Source organism: Acinetobacter sp. YH1901141 (assembly GCF_013416935.1).
Classification (GTDB): domain Bacteria; phylum Pseudomonadota; class Gammaproteobacteria; order Pseudomonadales; family Moraxellaceae; genus Acinetobacter; species Acinetobacter towneri.
Genome location: NZ_VPEY01000010.1, coordinates 41,594 through 59,939 on the forward strand (window position 1 = coordinate 41,594; position 18,346 = coordinate 59,939).

Genomic DNA, 18,346 nt, shown 5'->3' on the forward strand with positions numbered 1-18,346 from the left:
CTTGATTGGTGTTCAGACAATTACATTTTGATGGATAGGGGCATTTTTGTCAATCCTGTCTCAAGGTGGCTTTTTGCCTGTTTTTTTTAATAAACAGGAGGCTCAAATGAGCAATAAACTTAAAAATGGTCAGTCACGTTACCAGTCTAAAGCTAAAGTCGAGACCATAAAAAAATTTCAGTTACTGACGTTGGTTAAGGCAACCCGTTGTTTAAATGATGCAGAGTTCGAAAAATATGGTGATGCTTACCTTGAGTTTCCCGTGATTATTCAGGGAGATGGCAGCCCATCAGAAATTTTTAATCTGTATTTGCTGAAAAGACTACAGCAAACAGTGCAGTATGATTTTAAAACATTTGCTTCGATTGCAAATCAATTGGTTGATTTTCAGCGGTTTCTTGAAGATGAACAGCTTGACTGTTTAAAGTTTCATAAATTGAAACAACAAAACGCAATTTTTAAATATCGTACGCGTCTTATTGAACAAGCCAATACAGGCCTAATTTCAGCCAGTTCTGCACGTGGTCGAATTAATGCAGTGGTGAATTTTTATCGATTTCTTGTCACAAAAGACTTGGTTGACCATCAACGCTATGGACTGCCATTTCAAGATGTGTACAAATATATTGCGGTAGACAATGAGTTTGGCGCACGTCGAAAAATGGCAATTAAGTCGCATGACCTTGCGATTCATGTTCCTGCTAAAGCTCATAACCCTGAGGCGATTAAGGATGGTGGTGAATTAAGTCCACTCAGCGTTGAAGAGCAAGCTATTATCTTAAAAGCATTGAAAAAATCATCACGTGAATATCAGTTGATGTTCTATCTTGCCTTATTCACAGGTGCCCGTTTACAAACGATTTGTACTCTACGAATCAAAAACTTAATTGGTCGTGAGCCTGATAATCATGGCTTTATCCGTCTGCCTGTTGGGGCTGGGACAGGCATTGATAGCAAATTTCAAAAGCCGATGACGCTGCTAATTCCGCATTGGTTAGTGCAAGATCTTAAAATTTATATCAATAGTGAGCAAGCACGTCAGCGTAGACAGAAGTCAAACTATGCTAACTCGGATGAAAACTATGTGTTTCTCACCAAGCTTGGTACACCTTTCTATACAAGCAAAGCTGAACAGCAAGAATTGACCGAGAAGATCAAAAGCTCTAACTCATTTGGGGCTAGGCTTAAACTCTATGAAGGCGAAGCGGTACGTAGTTATTTAAAAGGTGTGTTATTGCCTGAAATCCGCTTGATTGATCCGCAATTTCAAAGTTTTAAGTTTCATGATTTACGCGCCAGTTTTGGTATGAACCTGCTTGAAAGTCAGTTACAACACCTGCCAGAAGGTCACTCGGCGATGACAGCTGTCGAATATGTGCAAGCTCGCATGGGTCATCGCAATATCAGTACCACTTTACAGTACTTGAATTATAAATCACGACTGGAATGGCGCTGTAAAATTCAGCATGAGTATGAATCAAGTTTGATGAAGTATGTGATGTCTTCTGTTAATTCAGCAGGAGATTTGTCATGAATTTCACACGCACTCCATTGTTTGTCCATATCACCGATATCAATAAACAGATTACTGAGCATGAGCGCCTAATACTCGTGCTCAAAGATAAAACGGCTTCGTTTTCTTTTAGAACCTTAGACATCGGTACATTCTTTTTTCGCCAAAGAGAATGCTGTGAAACGCTGTCAAATGATGAAATCTCTACCTCTTTTGATGAAAAAAGACGCTATTTTTTAACATGTTTTGCGGATTATCTGCTGCAAATGAGTGGATCAGAGCTGTCGAAAGGGTTGTTTTATTCCATTATCAAAATATTTTTGGACTGGATAGATCAGCAAAAGAAAATTTTTGATTTTTCGAATAAAGACAGCATGATAGATGTCTATCGCCGCTATAGTAAATCGCTTGTTGATCGGACCTTATTGGCAGATACTGCTAAAGAGTATTTAGCTGCGCATACCGCCAAAATTTACCAGCGCTATGCAGCTAAGTTGATTGCATATGTGTTTGACTGTCATGAAGCGGATATTACCGCAAAAGCGCTACAAGTACAGTCTCAGCGTTATGATGTTCCCGTATTGCCATTGGCAGAACAAGACCATCAAAAGACTTATGCAACTTTGCAAAATGTATTTTTAGAAATCCATCGTATTGTGGTACAGGAGGTGAATTTTCCTGCACATTTTCAATCGGCGGATGAAGAGGACTTCTATTTTTATTCAGGTTTTCATCATCAAACTGAAAAACAACATATTCAGTTTGATATGCACAGCTATTTATCTAAATATTCGGCTATTCCAGCTTTTTCCAAAATGCTGGTAGATTTCGGGCTTGCTGATGATAGTGAACAACGAAAGCGTTTACGTGAAAATCGCAATGAAGCGCTGTATAAATTGCAGCAACGTAATGAGGATAAGCGACACATAGAGCGTGAAAGGCTCGCTTCATATGGTCTTTGCATCGGTATGTTGCTCTTTATCGCACAAACGGGGGCAAATTTAGACACGGCTCAACAGTTGCAACTGGATACGATGGAAATTCTACCAAGTACTCAAGGGCGCAGATTTTCTGGCACAAAAAGCCGTGCAGGTGACAAGACAGTCTACCCAGAGTTTGGGGTTCAATTTGAACCTATTTTTAGGAAAATTCTGGAACTGCGTAAATGGTATATTCAAGATGAAGCATGTGATTTCGTCTTCCCATTACGCAATGAAATTCAACAGTTGGGACCTGTCAGCTACGGCAGATTACAATTAATGAAAAAGCTTTTTCAGCGCATTTTCCCAAGAATGATTTGGATTAAGCCGCAACAGTGGCGTAAGCATAAAAGCAGTCAAACTGTTGAGTTTAGCGCTGGTGATCTACTGCTTGAAGCTGAAGTCATGGGCCACTCACTCGATACCGCAAGAAATAATTATGCACGTACTTCATTCAAAGATGCAGCCCAACAAATTTCACAGTTTTTTAATGAGCTGCGAGAGGTTGCAGTCGCAAAAGCGCGAACAGTTGAACGTATTACAGTGCAAACACTAGAAGAAACTGTTGAAGCTCAAGCCTCACCTGTCGGTGCATGTGCCTCTATCCATCCACAGCCTGAAAAAGCGCTCGGTTTTACTGAACAAGCCCCAACCCCAAATTGTCAGCAATTTGAACACTGCCTTTTTTGTCAGCATTATGCAGTTCATGCCGATGATAAAGATGTACGTAAACTTTTGTCCTTAAAAAGTTTATTGGGCTACATCAAGCAAAAAGCCACAGATTTGATTAAGTGGGAGTTGCAGTTTGGGGTGGTTCTACATCGGATTGATGAAGTACTCACAGAGTTATCAAATGCGTATGTCGATCTGCGTGAGCGTATTGTCACTATCCAAGATGAGGTGGAAAGTGGTGATTTAGATGCGTATTGGCTAAATCATTTTGAGCTGTTAATTGATTTGGGGTGGGTCGCATGAGTTCATTCAATTTATATTTATATGCGCATGGTGTTGCTGAGCAGTTCTTACCTGACGAATACCGTCTTGAGAATCATCAGCTGTCCGTTCCCACAAGCTTTATTTTATCCCGTATGTCAAATGGTGCAATGCTGTCTCAATTTGGTGATGATGTTTGGGACTTCTCACCCTATTTACCAAAGTGTTACTGTAAATTAAATTTTAAGACATGGCTAGAGAATGCACGAGAGGATGATTTTCTATTTGCTCAAATACGTGCAGAAATGAAAAAAATCATCTTTGCGTTATTGTACGTTAAAACAGGCAAGTCAATTATTAAAAGTATTGAGCAGCGCCATCTTGTGTTACGACAGTTTGCCGCTATTGCCTACCGCAATGGCTGTACATTGCAGCAGCTATTTAGCGATGTTGCTTATATGTCAAAAGTGAATGATGCCTATGTTGCTGTGAGCTATCAAAAGGCGCTTCACATCAAGGCATTTTTAACCGATTGTTTTGTCATACAGCAGCAGCATCCCCTCGTGATTCCTGCGTTTAGTACATATCAACCGATTGAGCATTTAACAAAAATTGCTGCTCAATTACGCTTGCGGTCGGGCAAAGTAGGCCCACAAACCAAAGTGGTTCCTTCACGGCTTTATATGACCCTCATTAATGCTTTAACGGATAAATTGAACGAGTTTAATCAAAATGCAGCAGCTTTGCTGCAATGGTTCCAACGTATTCAGCAAGATAAAGCTTTTGCGCGGATGCCACGTGAGTTTAAAGATTATAAAAATGCAGTGAGTTTTGTTGATGCTCGAGATTTACTTGGTTTAACTCAACTGTTTGAAAATAATCAGATTCAAAAACATGCAAATTTGACTCGCTATATGACGCTGATTCAAGGCATGGCCAAGCTTTGGATTCACTTATTTACAGGGATGCGGGACAATGAAGTCAATCATCTGTCTTATGACTGTTACCAAACTGTTCAGAGCCATGAACATCTTGTGCATGTGGTTATGGGCTATACTTCCAAGTTACATGGTGGCGGTAATAAGTCTACGTATTGGATTAGCTTTGAAGATATTCAAATTGGGGTAAATGCAGCGCAAAGTATTGGTGAAATTTACGCTCTGCTCAACCCGCATTATGATTTGTCGAACTCTGCTGAATATCCACTTTTTCCAACGCTGTACTCGCAAAAGCATCGAAATAAAAATAATCAAAATATTAAAAACGAAACGGATTTTGTGTCACATTTTTCAGGTGCTCCGACCCGAACACAAGCTAATTTTAACCAGTATCTAGGCCGTATTTGCGTATCACTGGGTGATGGACTGAGAATCATTGAAAGTGATTTAGCCGAACTAGAAGCTTTCGATGCTTTCCGCAACTGGCGGGACGAAAAAGACTGTCAGATTGGCAAATATTGGAATATTTGTACTCATCAATTTCGGCGTTCTTTAGCGGTATATGGTGCGCGTTCAGGTGTGATCGGTTTGGGGGCTTTGTCAGTTCAATATAAGCATTTAACTGAAGCGATGACGTTATATTATCGGGAGAACTCAGTATTTGCTCCCAATATTTTAGCCAGCGATAGCCAAAAAGAGTTTCTTCAAGAGCTTGAATATCAGCGTTTAGTACACTCCTATGCACAGTTTGAGGAAGGTGTGATTCATAGTTCCAGTCGTTTGTTGGGTGGTGCAGGAACCTATTTGCAGCTACAAAAAGACCGCGAGCAATTACTCACAGTATTTCCAAACCGTGATGAAGCGATTAAGCGCATGAAAAAAGGGGAAATTGCTTACAAACCGAGTCTTTTGGGTGCTTGTACTAATCCTGATTCTTGCGAAAAAATTTTATTTACTGCGATTACCAGTTGTTTGAGTTGTGCCCATGCTGTGTTTGATGCAACAAGTGCTGAAAAAATGCAAAAAGCGGTTCATCGAATACAACGAGTCAGAGATATGCAAGCACAGAACAGTCTGCTATACGGGCAAATGGACAGCGATATTATGGCTCTAAATAAGACTATTCAAAAAATTAATATGCTAAATATTGAGGATTAAATGATGAGTGCCTTAAATGATTATTACGCTGCTTTAGAACGTTTAAAAGCAAACAAACCGACTATTCTACCGAAAGGTTCTGCAATTAATAATGATACCGTGGCACTTGAAGCAGGGCGTAAACGAGGTTCGATTAAAAAGAGCCGTCATGCTGCATTAATTGAAGCAATTGAGCAAGCTGCACAGGCAGTAGGGCAAAATGTTCTTTCGCCTGCACAACAGGTTGTAAAGGCTAAAATTAAGACCAAAGCGGTGAAAAGTGATTATGAGCAGTTGCAGGAAGATTATGAAAAATTACTGGAAAAGTGTACTTCTCTGTTGGTGGAAAATTTTGAATTGAGGCAGAAATTAGTCTGTTAAATTTTTGTATGATAGGTATTGAGGAGAGAGTCCAACCCAGTGGAAGGCAGGACTCTCTTGAATTAGCAAGATTTAACAAAACCGCCTTCACCATCGTTTTGGAATCCATGTTGCATAAGAAAGGAGGTGATTTTTTGGTAATTTTTATTTGCGGGTTTGACAATACCTAACCATTGCGTTTGTGAGGTAATCCATTCTTGTGGAAGTTCAGATTTAAGCCTATCGAGATCCGATAGGACAGTTGGGCTAAATCCTTGAAATTTAGCAGTATCAGGCGACTTTGCTAGATTGATTTCAATCATATTTTCATCAGAGTAGAAATCAAACCATAGAAAACCAATAACCTCCTTATCTGCATTTAAAACTTCGAAAAAATTGGTCACAGCCAATTGACCACCGACTAGCGTGTTATAGCCAAAGGTGGTTGGGTTGCTGATCAACTCATATAAATTGTAATCAACAACAGGATTTGGTTTCTTACGGTAAATATAAGATGACATGCGTTGCCTATTAATAAAGAAGCTTAAGCTAATCAATTCATACTACGAAAGAGTAGACAGAGGAAATTCACTTGTGAATTTAATTTGACTGAGTAGACTTTCTACGTCTTTATAGACTAGAGTTTGTTTCTTTATCAATAAATTTGCCACATTTTTTATAAAATTTTGATTTGCGTTGATAAAGTCATCTGCAATTTTGGTGTGTTGCTTAAATAATGCTTGGATTTGCTCTAGGCTATTCATCTCATTTTCAGTAGCACATTTATTCCAACACTTCTTATCATTTTCAAATAAAGCTTCATTTGCCATTGCATTGATTAATAAATCGGCACGGTGTCCTATTAAGTAGTTAATCATTAACCATTCTTTAAACTGTTCTTGTTTCTCGTATTGCGATAAATCTAAGCTCACATGTCCAGATGCTTGAATATTATTGATATCTAATCCATTTTTGTTCATTTTTATAATAAAAGATTGGTCTGCAGCTAAGTTTTTGCCGAATACCGCACAAGCAAGTAGATGTCCAGCCTCATGTACTGCAATATGCCACAATAATTGTTTATCTTCATTTAACATTTGCTATTTCCCATGTAATCTTAACAATAAAAGAAGTTGACCCAAAGCTGTTGAGTTTTTCTTAAAATAGATTGTAATTCAATTATATTCTTACAAAAGTATTGTTTTGGCTTTAATACTTACGTTAAGTTTAGCCATTTTTTTTACTCAAAAAGTCAATTCTAAAATTAAAATCAAGTTTTAGCATATTTTGCAAAATTTAAACTTTTGTTTTTATTCACGCTGTACTGGTGGAGGCCATTGATCAAGCTGCACAAGCAGCGGGACAAAATATTCTTTCGCCTGCACAACAGATTGAACAAGCCAAAAACAAAAATAGAGCAGTTAAAACTGATTATGAGCAGCTCAAGGAGGATTATGAAAAACTGCTGGAAAAGTTTAATTCGATGTTGTTGGAAAATTTTGAGTTAAAAAAAACGCATCCTTAAGGATGCGTTTTTTATATATTATACGTGCATTATTTACTAGCAGCAGGGACTGCACCAATTGTACAAGCAGCATTAGAGGTTACATTACAAGTAATAGTTGCTCCTGTACCATTTTTACCTTTAGCTGTGATTGGTGTGTCTGCCAATGCTGTAGGGAAAGCATTTCCTTGCCCAAATTCACAATGAGGTAAATCAGTTTCTGCTACACCAATATTAGCAAATAAACCATTATTAGAAATTTTTTCTGCTACATAGAGAGAAGCATATGATTTCATTTCTGATAAACAAGATGAATCATTCGCCTTTTTTGTATAGTTCTGATAAGCAGGAATCGCAATTGCAGCAAGAATACCAATAATAGCGACCACAATCATGAGCTCGATCAGGGTGAAGCCCTGTTGATTTGATTTCATAACATTCTCCACAAATGTTTTGTTTAATTTAGTTATAAGCTTTGTAAGCTAGTTAATAGTTTGCACAAAGTGTGCCAAAACATGTTATCTAATTATTATGCTTGAAATCAATACTTTGTTTAATGGATTCAAAAATGTAAAAAAGTGATCAGTAAATTCATGTAACTAAGTGACAAAAAGTGTCAGTTTTTTCGGTTTTGAGAAATGTAAATATGGAAGTTGTTGGTAGTAGGAATAGCTAAATTATTGGCAGCTAAGCAGATGTGTGCTTGTTAGTTGAATTGTTTTGCTTATTTGCTTACCAATTCACTTTGAAATTGAAAAATACTGTCCTATGCTGAATGCTTCATATAATAGGGAATAATAGAGTGAAACGGCTAAAAGACTTCAAAGTAAACGAATGAATACCTCGTCCAGCTGTAAAAGTTTTGTCCATGCAATTTGGTGATGACGAAGCGACTAGGCGTATTGTTCTGCATTATGCAAGATGTGTGATTCTTCATGATAAAAAGAAATACAGAAGTTGGCTTATAAATGAGTCTGGATTTTTTTAGTCGGTTTTTAGCTTATCAAAATTTTAAAATATCTCACGACTAGTCTGCTTTTATAAAAATTCATTCAATCACACTGATTAAAATCTATTTCCTGATATGGACAATTTAAAAACTTTTGTCCTTTTAAACCCATGTCCATATGGACAAACTGAATAATGAAGTAAAACAATAAAATTCAATGACTTGATGTATGTCCGTATAAAGTGACTTATGGAATGTTTTGAGTTGATGATTGTGGTCGCTATTATTGGTATTTTGGCTGCAATTGCTATTCCTGCCTATCAAAGCTATACTCAAAAAGCAAACGATTCATCTTGTTTGTCAGAAATGAAGTCTTATTCTTCATTGTATGTAGCTGAAAAGATTGCTGAGAATGGTGATATTGCTAATATCGATGTGACTGCTGATGATTTATCACATTGTACAGTAGAACTTCCTAAAGATTTAAAATCTACTGAGTTAACCGCTACAGCAACAAAAGGCACTACTGGTAAAACTATTAAATGTGATGTTGATGGTAATGCTTCTTGTATAATTGAATAATATAATTAAAACAAAAAACGCATCTTTAAAGATGCGTTTTTTGTTTTAACTCAAAATTTTCTAGCAACAGCGAATTACACTTTTCCAGCAGTTTTTCATAATCTTCTTTCAGCTGCTCATAATCACTTTTCACCGCTTTAGTCTTTCTTTTAGCTTTTTCAACCTGTTGTGTAGGCGAAAGTACATTTTGTCCTGCTTCCTGTGCAGCCAGTTCAATCGCCTTTACCAGTGCAGCGTGACGGCTCTTCTTAATCGAACCCCGTTTACGTCCTGCTTCCAGTGCTACAGTGTTATTATTAATCATAGCCCCTGTTTGGAAAAATTGTCGGTTTGTTAGCTTTTTAATGCTCTACGTTAATCTCCGCTCTTATGCAATCAATGTGTAATAAATTACCCCAAAATAATCGGAGCATTGCTCAATTCATTCTGACGATCTATCAACTGGCGGTCATAAAACACATCCAAAATTTCACCAATTTCTTGCACACCGGTTATCACTGCTTGCCGATACTGCTGCTGTGCCAAACCTTGCACAATATGCGCACAGACTTCATCCCACACCTGTTGCGTGGTCGCGGTTTTAATCCCACGGTCAATCACAATTTCCACTTTGCGCTCACACAAATTCAGGTACAGCAAAACTCCACTATTCAATTCGGTGTCCCAAACACCCAATTCTGCAAATAACTGACGGGCGCGGGCATGAGTATCGACATAATAAGCCATACGCGACGGCAAACAGCCTTCAATCACCACCTGAATTTCACCCACATGCCCATGTTCAGCAGCAGTCACAGCTTCTGCAATCGCATGTTGATCCTGCGCATTAAAAAAACGCTTGGTGGCAGGCAAATAAAAGAAATGCTTCAGCCAACGCTTGAAACAGGGTCGTGTTACCATTTCTGTTTTGGGTTGGGTAATAATTTCTGTTGTATCGGTTGTTGTTACCATGATCCTGATGCTCCTCCCCCACCAAAGCCACCGCCTCCGCCGCTATAACCGCCTCCACCACCAAAACCGCCACCGCCACGTCCACCACCACGTCCCGCAGAGGACAAGAAAATTTGGAAAATGGTCTGTGCAATGGCAGTGATGAGTAAAAAGAAAATTCCCGCGCCAATCATTAAACTGGTGATTAAGCCTGCACCATTGACCAAACCTGCCACTGTACCTGCTACGGCAGCGGTTGAAGCACTGAGGCGTTTTCCGACGATCAGTGAGCCAATTACGCCTGCAATTAAAATAAATAAAGCACTGCTCAAGGTTTTTTCACGCGCCTGTTGTTCTTGCAAGGCTTGTTCCTGACGCTGTTTGAGTTCTTGCGCCGCCTGTGCAGCAACTTCGGGGTCTAGGTTTAAAATCCGTTCAATTTCTGCTAAGCCTGCATCTATGCCTTGTGCATATTGTGCTTGTTTAAAATACGGCGTAATACGTTGGTTAATAATCCGACTGACCACAATATCGGGCAGCACGCCCTCTAAACCATACCCCGTTAAAATTTGAATACGGCGGTCATTGACTGCAATTGCCATCAACACACCATTGTCTTGCTTGGCAGAACCGAGCTGCCATTGTTCTGCGACCCGCATGGCAAAATCAAAAATATCTTCCTGCCCTGTGGTCGGTACAATCACCACCCCAATTTGTGCTTTGGCTTGTTGATGTAAATTTAAAATCCGCTGGCTGATTTTCTGTTTTTCTGCGGCAGTCAGCAAATTGGCTTGATCGACCACGGGCTGATTTAAGGTCGGCAAAGCACGGATGGACTCACCTTCTGCCATATCATTCGCAATTTGTGGTTGCTGAACAGGCGTTTCTATAGGCACTTGGTGAGTGCCAGATGTAGGCTGGCGTGAATTTGCAAGATCAGGAATAGGGTTTGCTGTTTGAGGATGCTGTTGCTGCACAATTTTACCCAGCACCACAGCTTCGGCGGTTTCATCGGTTGCGGTGGCAACTTCACTATATGCCAAGCAACTGAAACACATCACCATGCTGAGCAGCAATATCTGCCCAAGGTTCATGTGGGTTTTGCTGTGCGATAGCAGCATTCAGTCATCCTCCCTATGCATTATTCAAACGAAACTTTAGGTGCGGTTTGTGCGCTTTGTTCTGCGCTAAAGTTTGGTTTGGTGTCCATGCCAATCACTTTAGCAGTCATGACTTGCGGGAACTGACGTGCATAGCTGTTAAAGTCTTGCACTGTGCTGATGTAACGGTTACGCGCCACGGCAATACGGTTTTCGGTGCCTTCTAGTTGTACTTGTAAATCACGGAATTGCTCATTGGCTTTTAAGTCTGGATAATTTTCAGACACCGCAATTAAACGTGATAAGGCACTGGTCATTTGTGCCTGCGCTTCCTGATATTTCTGGAATAGTGCCGGGTCTTCAAGTACGGCTTGATCAACCTTTAAACCTGCTACATTGGCACGTGCCTGAGTGACTTCAGTCAATACTTGTTCTTCATGTTTGGCATAGCCTTTGACCACATTTACCAAGTTTGGCACTAAATCGGCACGGCGTTGATATTGGTTTTGGACTTCTGACCAAGCCGCTGTTACGGCTTCATCTTTCACTTGTAAGGTGTTATAGCCACAGCCGCTTAATGTCAAAGTACTGGTTAAAGCCACCGCGAGCATGGTTTTTTTTGTGAAATTCATAAATTAACCTCTAAATTTTCTTTGTATTTGTTTGAAATGATTTCATTCTAACGTGAAATTCTGACCTGTTTGTGTATTTTGTTTAATCGAGCGAATCACCAAACTGTTTACATCAAACAATAACCTTGTACAGCAGATTGAATTAATATTGAAGTTTCAGCTCTTAAACCTTATATGAATCAGAGATGGCAATGTATTCCACATGAAGATGAGCTGGATAAAATATCCAATAAAAAAGGACTGAATTCCTTAAAACTCAGCCCTTTCAAGATCTAAGCAAAACAAACTCGTTTAGACCTCTAAATAATCTAAAATACCTTCTGCCGCCTGACGACCTTCCCAAATTGCGGTCACGACCAAATCAGAACCACGCACCATATCGCCCCCTGCAAAAATTTTCGGGTTAGACGTTTGGAACTTAAATGTTTGCTGTTCTGCTGCCACTACACGACCTGAACCGTCTACCCCAACATTTGCAGAGGCAAACCAATCTGCAGGGCTGGCACGGAAACCAAAAGCAAGCAAAACGGCATCTGCAGCTAAAACTTCTTCTGAACCTGGCACAGGCTCTGGACTACGACGACCACGACTGTCAGGCTCACCCAATTGCGTGGTGACCACTTTTACACCTGTAACTTTACCATTTTCACCCACAATTTCAATGGGTTGTCGGTTAAATAAGAAGTTCACCCCTTCTTCACGGGCGTTGGTCACTTCACGACGTGAACCTGGCATATTGGCTTCATCACGACGATAGGCACAAGTGACTTGCTGCGCACCTTGACGAATAGAAGTACGGTTACAATCCATGGCAGTATCTCCACCACCCAGTACAATCACTTTTTTGCCTTCAACACTGATGTATTCTGCAGGGTCTTTTTCCCAGCCTTGGCAACGGTTGACATTGGCAATCAAGAAATCCAGCGCATCATAAACACCATCTAAATCTTCACCAGCAAATCCACCTTTCATATAGGTATAAGTGCCCATGCCCATGAACACGGCATCGTAATCTGCAAGCAATTGTTCAATCGTGATATCTTTACCAATTTCGGTATTTAAACGGAATTCAACCCCCATGCCCGAAAAAATTTCTCGGCGGCGTTTCATCACGTCTTTTTCCATTTTAAATTCTGGAATACCAAAGGTGAGCAAGCCACCAATTTCAGGCCGTTTGTCAAAAACTACTGGTTTGACGCCATTACGCACCAAGATATCGGCACAGCCTAAACCTGCAGGGCCCGCACCAATAATCGCCACTTTTTTATCGGTCCATTTCACATGCGACATGTCTGGACGCCAGCCCAAGGCAAAAGCTGTATCATTGATGTACTTTTCGGCATTGCCAATGGTCACTGCACCAAAACCATCATTTAAGGTACATGCGCCTTCGCACAAACGATCTTGCGGACAAACCCGTCCACAAACTTCAGGCAAAGTATTGGTTTGATGACACAATTCTGCTGCCTGAAAAATACGGCCTTCCGAAATGAGTTTAAGCCAGTTCGGAATGTAGTTATGCACAGGGCATTTCCATTCACAGTACGGGTTACCACAGCCCAAACAACGATGGGTCTGATTGGCCGCAACTTCTGCAGTAAACGGTTTATAAATTTCCACAAACTCATTTTTGCGGACATCGAGATCTTTTTTCTCTGGATCTTGGCGTGCTACATCCAGAAATTGAAAGTCATTATGTAGGCGTTCTGCCATGTCTTTCTCCGTAGGTGGATGTGGATAATGCGACATTTACGCTGGGTATAAGTCGAAAGTTATCCACACCTGCCGAATGCTGAGTCGTGGATTATTGTGGATCTGCTTGGGTGGTTTTCAACAAAGTCTGCAAGTTGGCAGCTTTTGGTTTTACCAACCAGAATTTACGGCTATAGAAATCAAACTCATGGCGGATCTTATACGCCCACGCACTGCCTGTTTCGGCAATATGTTCATCTAAAATACGTCCTAAGAATGCTTTATGTTCTTCCATCGCTTCAGTCGAAATACGATTCAGCTCAATCAATTCGTGGTTGTAACGGTCTACAAAGTCATTATCCAAATCCAGTACATAGGCAAATCCACCTGTCATGCCCGCACCAAAGTTGTGTCCCACTTTGCCCAATACCGTGACAATTCCGCCAGTCATATATTCACAGCAGTGGTCGCCTGCCCCTTCAATCACAGCGAAGGCACCTGAGTTACGCACCGCAAAGCGCTCACCTGCCGTACCTGCAGCAAATAATTTACCACCGGTTGCACCATAGAGACAGGTATTACCAATTATCGCTGTGTTTTGAGTTTGGAAAGGCGAACCTTTTGGTGGGAAGATGGAAATTCTTCCCCCCGCCATGCCTTTACCCACATAGTCATTGGCATCGCCTTCAAGTTTGATATGCAAACCACCTGCATTCCAAACACCTAAAGATTGTCCCGCAGTACCCGTAAGGTTCAATTTGACAGGATGATGTTCCATGCTCAAGTTACCATAACGACGCGCAATTTCACCTGAAATACGCGCACCAATTGAACGGTCACAGTTGCTCACATTAAAGTAATATTCACCACCTGTACCTGCTTCAATTGCAGGCAACATCTCTGCAATCATTTTTTCAGCCAAGATGCCTTTGTCAAACGGTGCATTGCCTTCAACCTGACAATATTGTGCTTTGCCTTCTGCCGCAGGATGCGATTCCAACAAGGCGCTTAAATCTAAGTGCGCATGTTTTTCGGTTTCACCCGGTAAAATTTCTAGCAAGTCGGTACGACCAATCAAGTCTTTCAAGTTAGCAACACCCAGTGCAGCTAACCATTCACGGGTTTCTTCCGCAATGAAAGTGAAGAAGTTGATCAGCATTTGTGGTTCACCAATATAGTGTTCCTGACGCAAATGATCTTGTTGAGTCGCTACCCCAGTTGCACAGTTATTTAAGTGGCAAATACGTAAGTATTTACAACCTAAGGCAATCATTGGGGTTGAACCAAAGCCGAAGCTTTCCGCACCTAAAATTGCCGCTTTCACCACATCTAGACCCGTTTTTAAGCCACCATCGGTTTGCACACGAACTTTGCCACGTAGGTCATTCACACGTAATGCCTGATGCGCCTCGCTTAAACCCAACTCCCACGGTGAACCCGCATGGTGAATAGATGATAGTGGCGATGCTGCTGTACCACCATCATAGCCCGAGATGGTAATGAAGTCGGCATAGGCTTTGGCTACACCTGCTGCAATAGTCCCCACTCCTGGTTCAGATACCAACTTGACCGATACCATGGCTTGCGGATTGACTTGTTTTAAATCGAAAATCAATTGTGACAAGTCTTCAATCGAATAAATATCGTGATGTGGCGGTGGTGAAATCAAAGTTACACCCGGCACAGAGTAACGCAAACGTGCAATCAACCCATTCACTTTACCGCCGGGTAACTGACCACCCTCGCCTGGTTTTGCACCCTGCGCCACTTTAATCTGCAACACTTCTGCAGAGGTTAAGTAAGCAGGTGTTACCCCAAAACGTCCCGAAGCAATCTGTTTGATTTTCGAGTTACGAATCGTGCCATAACGTGCAGGGTCTTCACCGCCCTCACCTGAGTTTGAACGCCCACCAATAGTGTTCATGGCAATCGCAATCGCTTCATGCGCTTCTGGTGACAACGCACCCAAAGACATGCCCGCAGAGTCGAATCGCGGTAAAATTTGTTCAACCGATTCCACTTGATCTAAGGCAATTGAATGGTCTGTTTTTAACTTGAATAGATCACGAATGGTTGCGATTGGGCGATTATTCACGATTTCTGCATATTCTTTAAAATCTGCATAATTGCCTGAACGCACCGCTTTGTGTAAGGCATTGATCACATCTGGGTTAAAGGCATGGTATTCCTTGCCAAATACAAATTTCAGCAGACCGCCCTGATCAATTGGCTTACGCGATTTCCATGCAGTATCTGCCAATTTTTTCTGATCATTTTCCAGATCGGCAAAAGTTGCACCCTGAATACGACTCGGTACACCAATAAAGCAAGTATTCACCACTTCGGCAGATAAGCCGACTGCCTCAAACAACTGACCACCACGGTAAGATGCGACAGTTGAAATCCCCATTTTGGATAAGACTTTGAGCAAGCCTTTTTCAATGCCTTTGCGGAAATTGCTTTGCGCATAAACTGGATCGCCCAATAACTCGCCTTTGGCAATCAAATCATTGATCACATCATAAGCCAAATATGGATACACCGCAGTTGCACCAAAACCGAGCAATACTGCAAATTGGTGCGGATCGCGGGCAAAGCCTGTTTCCACAATAATGTTGGCATCGGTACGTAAACCGACTTGTATTAAGTGGTGATGCACCGCACCAGTCGCCATGACCGCATTCGCAGGCAAGTAACCTTCACGGATTTTTTTATCGGTGAGTACCAATAAAGTTTTACCCTCACGCACCGCTTGTGCAGCAGTTTCGCAAATCCGTTGAATCGCAGCTTGCAAACCTTCATTTTCGGCATAGTTCAGGTCGATGTCGGCAATTTCATAGCCTTTACGGCCCAAAGTGCGAATTTGGTGCATTTTGGAGTTGGTCAACACAGGACTTGAAATAATCAAGCGGTCTGCATGTTCTGGACCTTGCTCAAATACGTTTTGTTCACGCCCTAAACAGGTTTCCAAAGACATCACGATCGATTCACGCAATGGGTCAATCGGTGGATTGGTCACCTGCGCAAACTGCTGACGGAAATAATCCGACACATGGCGTACCTGACGCGACAATACTGCCATTGGCGTATCATCACCCATGGAACCCACGGCTTCTTGACCGCTTTCTGCGATTGGACGCAATAATTGATCACGCTCTTCAAAGGTCACCATAAACATTTTTTGTGCAGCTTTTAAGGCATCACCTTTTAGACCCTGATCACACAAATATTCTTCAAGCTCTGGGCTACCTTGTAAACGGATTGAATTTTCACGCAACCATTCACGGTAAGGACGCATTCTTTTCAGATGGTTATTTACATCCTGCGTATCGAGCACTTTGCCTGTAAAGGTATCCACCACCAAAATTTGCCCTGGGCCAACACGTCCTTTAGAAATTACATCTTCAGGTTCATAACCCCACACCCCAATTTCAGAGGCCAAAGTGATGTAGCCATTTTTAGTGATCACCCAACGTGCAGGACGCAAGCCATTACGGTCTAACATACAGATGGCATGACGACCATCCTGAATCACCAAACCTGCAGGGCCATCCCATGCTTCCATGTGTTTAGAGTTAAATTCATAGAAGGCACGTAAATCGGCATCAATGGTTTCGACGTTCTGCCATGCAGGCGGAACCAACATGCGTAAGGCACGGAATAAATCCATTCCGCCACCCACCAGAATTTCCAGCATATTGTCCAAGCTAGATGAGTCTGAACCTGTACGGTTTACAATTGGCGTAAGCTCAGTCAAACCCGGTAATAATGGATTTTCAAATTTAGGAGTACGTGCCATTGCCCAGTTACGGTTCGCGGTAATGGTGTTGATTTCACCATTGTGTGCTAAATAACGGAACGGCTGCGCCAATGGCCAACGTGGCAAGGTGTTGGTCGAGAAACGCTGGTGGAACACCACAATATGTGATGCCAAACGCGCATCGGCAAGGTCGGTATAGAAGTCTGCAATCGCTGCAGGCATCATCAAACCTTTATAGCTGATCACGGTTGAGCATAACGTGGTCACATAAAAATATGGATCAGCAGTCAATTGCTGCTCGGCACGACGACGCGCCAAGAATAATTTGCGGTTAAATTCAACCTCAGTCACACCCAATGGGCAATTGACAATAATTTGCTCAAAAGCAGGCAAAGACTGCATGGCGATTTCGCCCAATGCCTCATTATTGGTTGGCACCACACGCCAAGCCAATACTTTACAGCCTTCTGCTTCAATTTCTTTGGTCAGGATATTTTTAGCATGTGTCGCTAAGGCAGGGTCGAGGTTCAGAAAGACCGTACCCACTGCAAAAATTTCGCTCAGGGTAATGTCACTTAAGCGTTTTGCTTCTTCGCGGAAAAATTGCTTTGGCATCGCCAACAGCAAACCACATCCATCGCCCGTTTTACCGTCTGCGGCAATACCACCACGGTGGGTCATGCAACTTAAACTATGAATGGCAGTCTTGACGAGATCATGGCTTGCATCACCCTGCATATGGGCAATTAAACCGAAACCACAGTTATCTTTAAACTCATCCGGTTGGTATAAACCTTGAGCGGGAGCTACAGTATTAGGCGATGGCATGTGCATAGCGTACCCTTCTTTTACTTGCCCAATTGGGCCAATTAAACAATCTGTTTTTGCGATTTAACTCAATTTACAACTCTAAACATCAACCTTGGGTAAATGAAATGTCACACATTTATTTCAATCAATACCGATTAAAAAGCCTGAGTGACCGATTCATCATTTACGCAACTTTTACACTTTAATGTAGCAGGCAAATTTGACAGTTTCGCACAATCATTGAATCTTTTTTGCGCCAAAATAGGGACAACAACTCAATTCTCGCACCAATAAAAGCAAAAACAATGCCAACTTTATTTTTTATTCGCACATGAGCCAAATCTCAGCTTTAACCCTAAAAATGTAAAATCAGATCACATTTTTAAGTCAAATTCGCACTGTTTTTGTGCACTTCATTATTTTTATACACCATGCTGCGCCATTTTAGAACGCATTTATGTATGAGAAGAATAGTATTTTTAGATCAAATTGGTGCAACTGAGCCAGAATAGCTCAATGCGAATCA

The 18,346-nt window shown here is 41.4% G+C and carries 13 protein-coding genes and 2 pseudogenes; 6 read left to right on the top strand and 9 right to left on the bottom strand.

Annotation, left to right across the window (positions count from 1 at the left end; translation table 11 throughout):
* Window positions 1–106 precede the first annotated feature (106 nt).
* The 4 genes from FTV52_RS07445 to FTV52_RS07460 are packed head-to-tail and all read left to right on the top strand — an operon-like array spanning window position 107 to window position 5,882.
* Window positions 107–1,534 carry a site-specific integrase gene (locus FTV52_RS07445; RefSeq protein WP_179990422.1) on the top strand — a complete coding sequence of 476 codons (1,428 nt, stop codon included), beginning with the start codon at window positions 107–109 and terminating at the stop codon, window positions 1,532–1,534.
* A complete protein-coding gene (locus tag FTV52_RS07450; RefSeq protein ID WP_179990424.1) occupies window positions 1,531–3,468 on the top strand; it encodes a hypothetical protein in 1,938 nt (645 codons plus the stop codon). Before FTV52_RS07445 ends, FTV52_RS07450 begins: the two co-directional genes overlap by 4 nt.
* Complete coding sequence (locus FTV52_RS07455) at window positions 3,465–5,522, top strand: hypothetical protein (protein WP_179990426.1); 2,058 nt, start codon at window positions 3,465–3,467, stop codon at window positions 5,520–5,522. Before FTV52_RS07450 ends, FTV52_RS07455 begins: the two co-directional genes overlap by 4 nt.
* 3 nt (window positions 5,523–5,525) lie before the next feature.
* Window positions 5,526–5,882 (top strand): hypothetical protein, encoded by a 357-nt coding sequence (locus FTV52_RS07460; RefSeq protein WP_179990428.1) that lies wholly within the window; start codon window positions 5,526–5,528, stop codon window positions 5,880–5,882.
* A gap of 62 nt (window positions 5,883–5,944) precedes the next feature.
* Here the strand turns inward: FTV52_RS07460 and FTV52_RS07465 are convergent, their stop codons facing one another.
* Window positions 5,945–6,382, bottom strand: coding sequence for a hypothetical protein (locus tag FTV52_RS07465; protein WP_179990430.1), 438 nt, complete (start codon window positions 6,380–6,382; stop codon window positions 5,945–5,947).
* Window positions 6,383–6,424: 42 nt separating this feature from the next.
* Window positions 6,425–6,958, bottom strand: coding sequence for a hypothetical protein (locus tag FTV52_RS07470; RefSeq protein ID WP_179990431.1), 534 nt, complete (start codon window positions 6,956–6,958; stop codon window positions 6,425–6,427).
* A gap of 218 nt (window positions 6,959–7,176) precedes the next feature.
* Here FTV52_RS07470 and FTV52_RS07475 point away from each other — a divergent pair.
* Window positions 7,177–7,386: pseudogene (locus FTV52_RS07475) on the top strand (hypothetical protein); the annotation flags it as partial.
* A 29-nt stretch (window positions 7,387–7,415) separates the two neighbouring features.
* On the opposite strand, the gene FTV52_RS14815 reads toward FTV52_RS07475, so the two are convergent.
* The gene (locus FTV52_RS14815; protein ID WP_179990433.1) at window positions 7,416–7,799 is read right to left on the bottom strand and encodes a prepilin-type N-terminal cleavage/methylation domain-containing protein; all 384 of its coding nucleotides are present in this window, start codon (window positions 7,797–7,799) and stop codon (window positions 7,416–7,418) included.
* Between the two features lie 782 nt (window positions 7,800–8,581).
* Here FTV52_RS14815 and FTV52_RS14840 point away from each other — a divergent pair.
* A complete protein-coding gene (locus FTV52_RS14840) occupies window positions 8,582–8,896 on the top strand; it encodes a prepilin-type cleavage/methylation domain-containing protein (RefSeq protein ID WP_373683417.1) in 315 nt (104 codons plus the stop codon).
* Between the two features lie 25 nt (window positions 8,897–8,921).
* Here FTV52_RS14840 and FTV52_RS07490 read toward each other — a convergent pair.
* The 6 genes and pseudogenes from FTV52_RS07490 to gltB form a co-directional block, all read right to left on the bottom strand.
* Window positions 8,922–9,219 (bottom strand): annotated as a pseudogene (locus FTV52_RS07490) (hypothetical protein).
* A gap of 67 nt (window positions 9,220–9,286) precedes the next feature.
* A complete protein-coding gene (locus FTV52_RS07495) occupies window positions 9,287–9,847 on the bottom strand; it encodes a TPM domain-containing protein (protein ID WP_179990437.1) in 561 nt (186 codons plus the stop codon).
* Window positions 9,841–10,947, bottom strand: a complete 1,107-nt coding sequence (locus FTV52_RS07500) for a YgcG family protein (RefSeq protein ID WP_179990439.1) — start codon at window positions 10,945–10,947, stop codon at window positions 9,841–9,843. The genes FTV52_RS07495 and FTV52_RS07500 overlap by 7 nt, the downstream gene beginning before the upstream one ends.
* A gap of 20 nt (window positions 10,948–10,967) precedes the next feature.
* Entirely contained in the window at window positions 10,968–11,558 is a 591-nt protein-coding gene (locus FTV52_RS07505; protein ID WP_179990441.1) for a LemA family protein, read from the bottom strand.
* Window positions 11,559–11,849: 291 nt separating this feature from the next.
* On the bottom strand, window positions 11,850–13,271 hold the full coding sequence (locus FTV52_RS07510) for an FAD-dependent oxidoreductase (protein WP_179990443.1): 1,422 nt from the start codon (window positions 13,269–13,271) through the stop codon (window positions 11,850–11,852).
* Window positions 13,272–13,362: 91 nt separating this feature from the next.
* Window positions 13,363–17,838: a glutamate synthase large subunit gene (gene gltB, locus FTV52_RS07515; RefSeq protein WP_179990445.1), complete on the bottom strand. Its 4,476-nt coding sequence runs from the start codon at window positions 17,836–17,838 to the stop codon at window positions 13,363–13,365.
* Window positions 17,839–18,346: the final 508 nt, after the last annotated feature.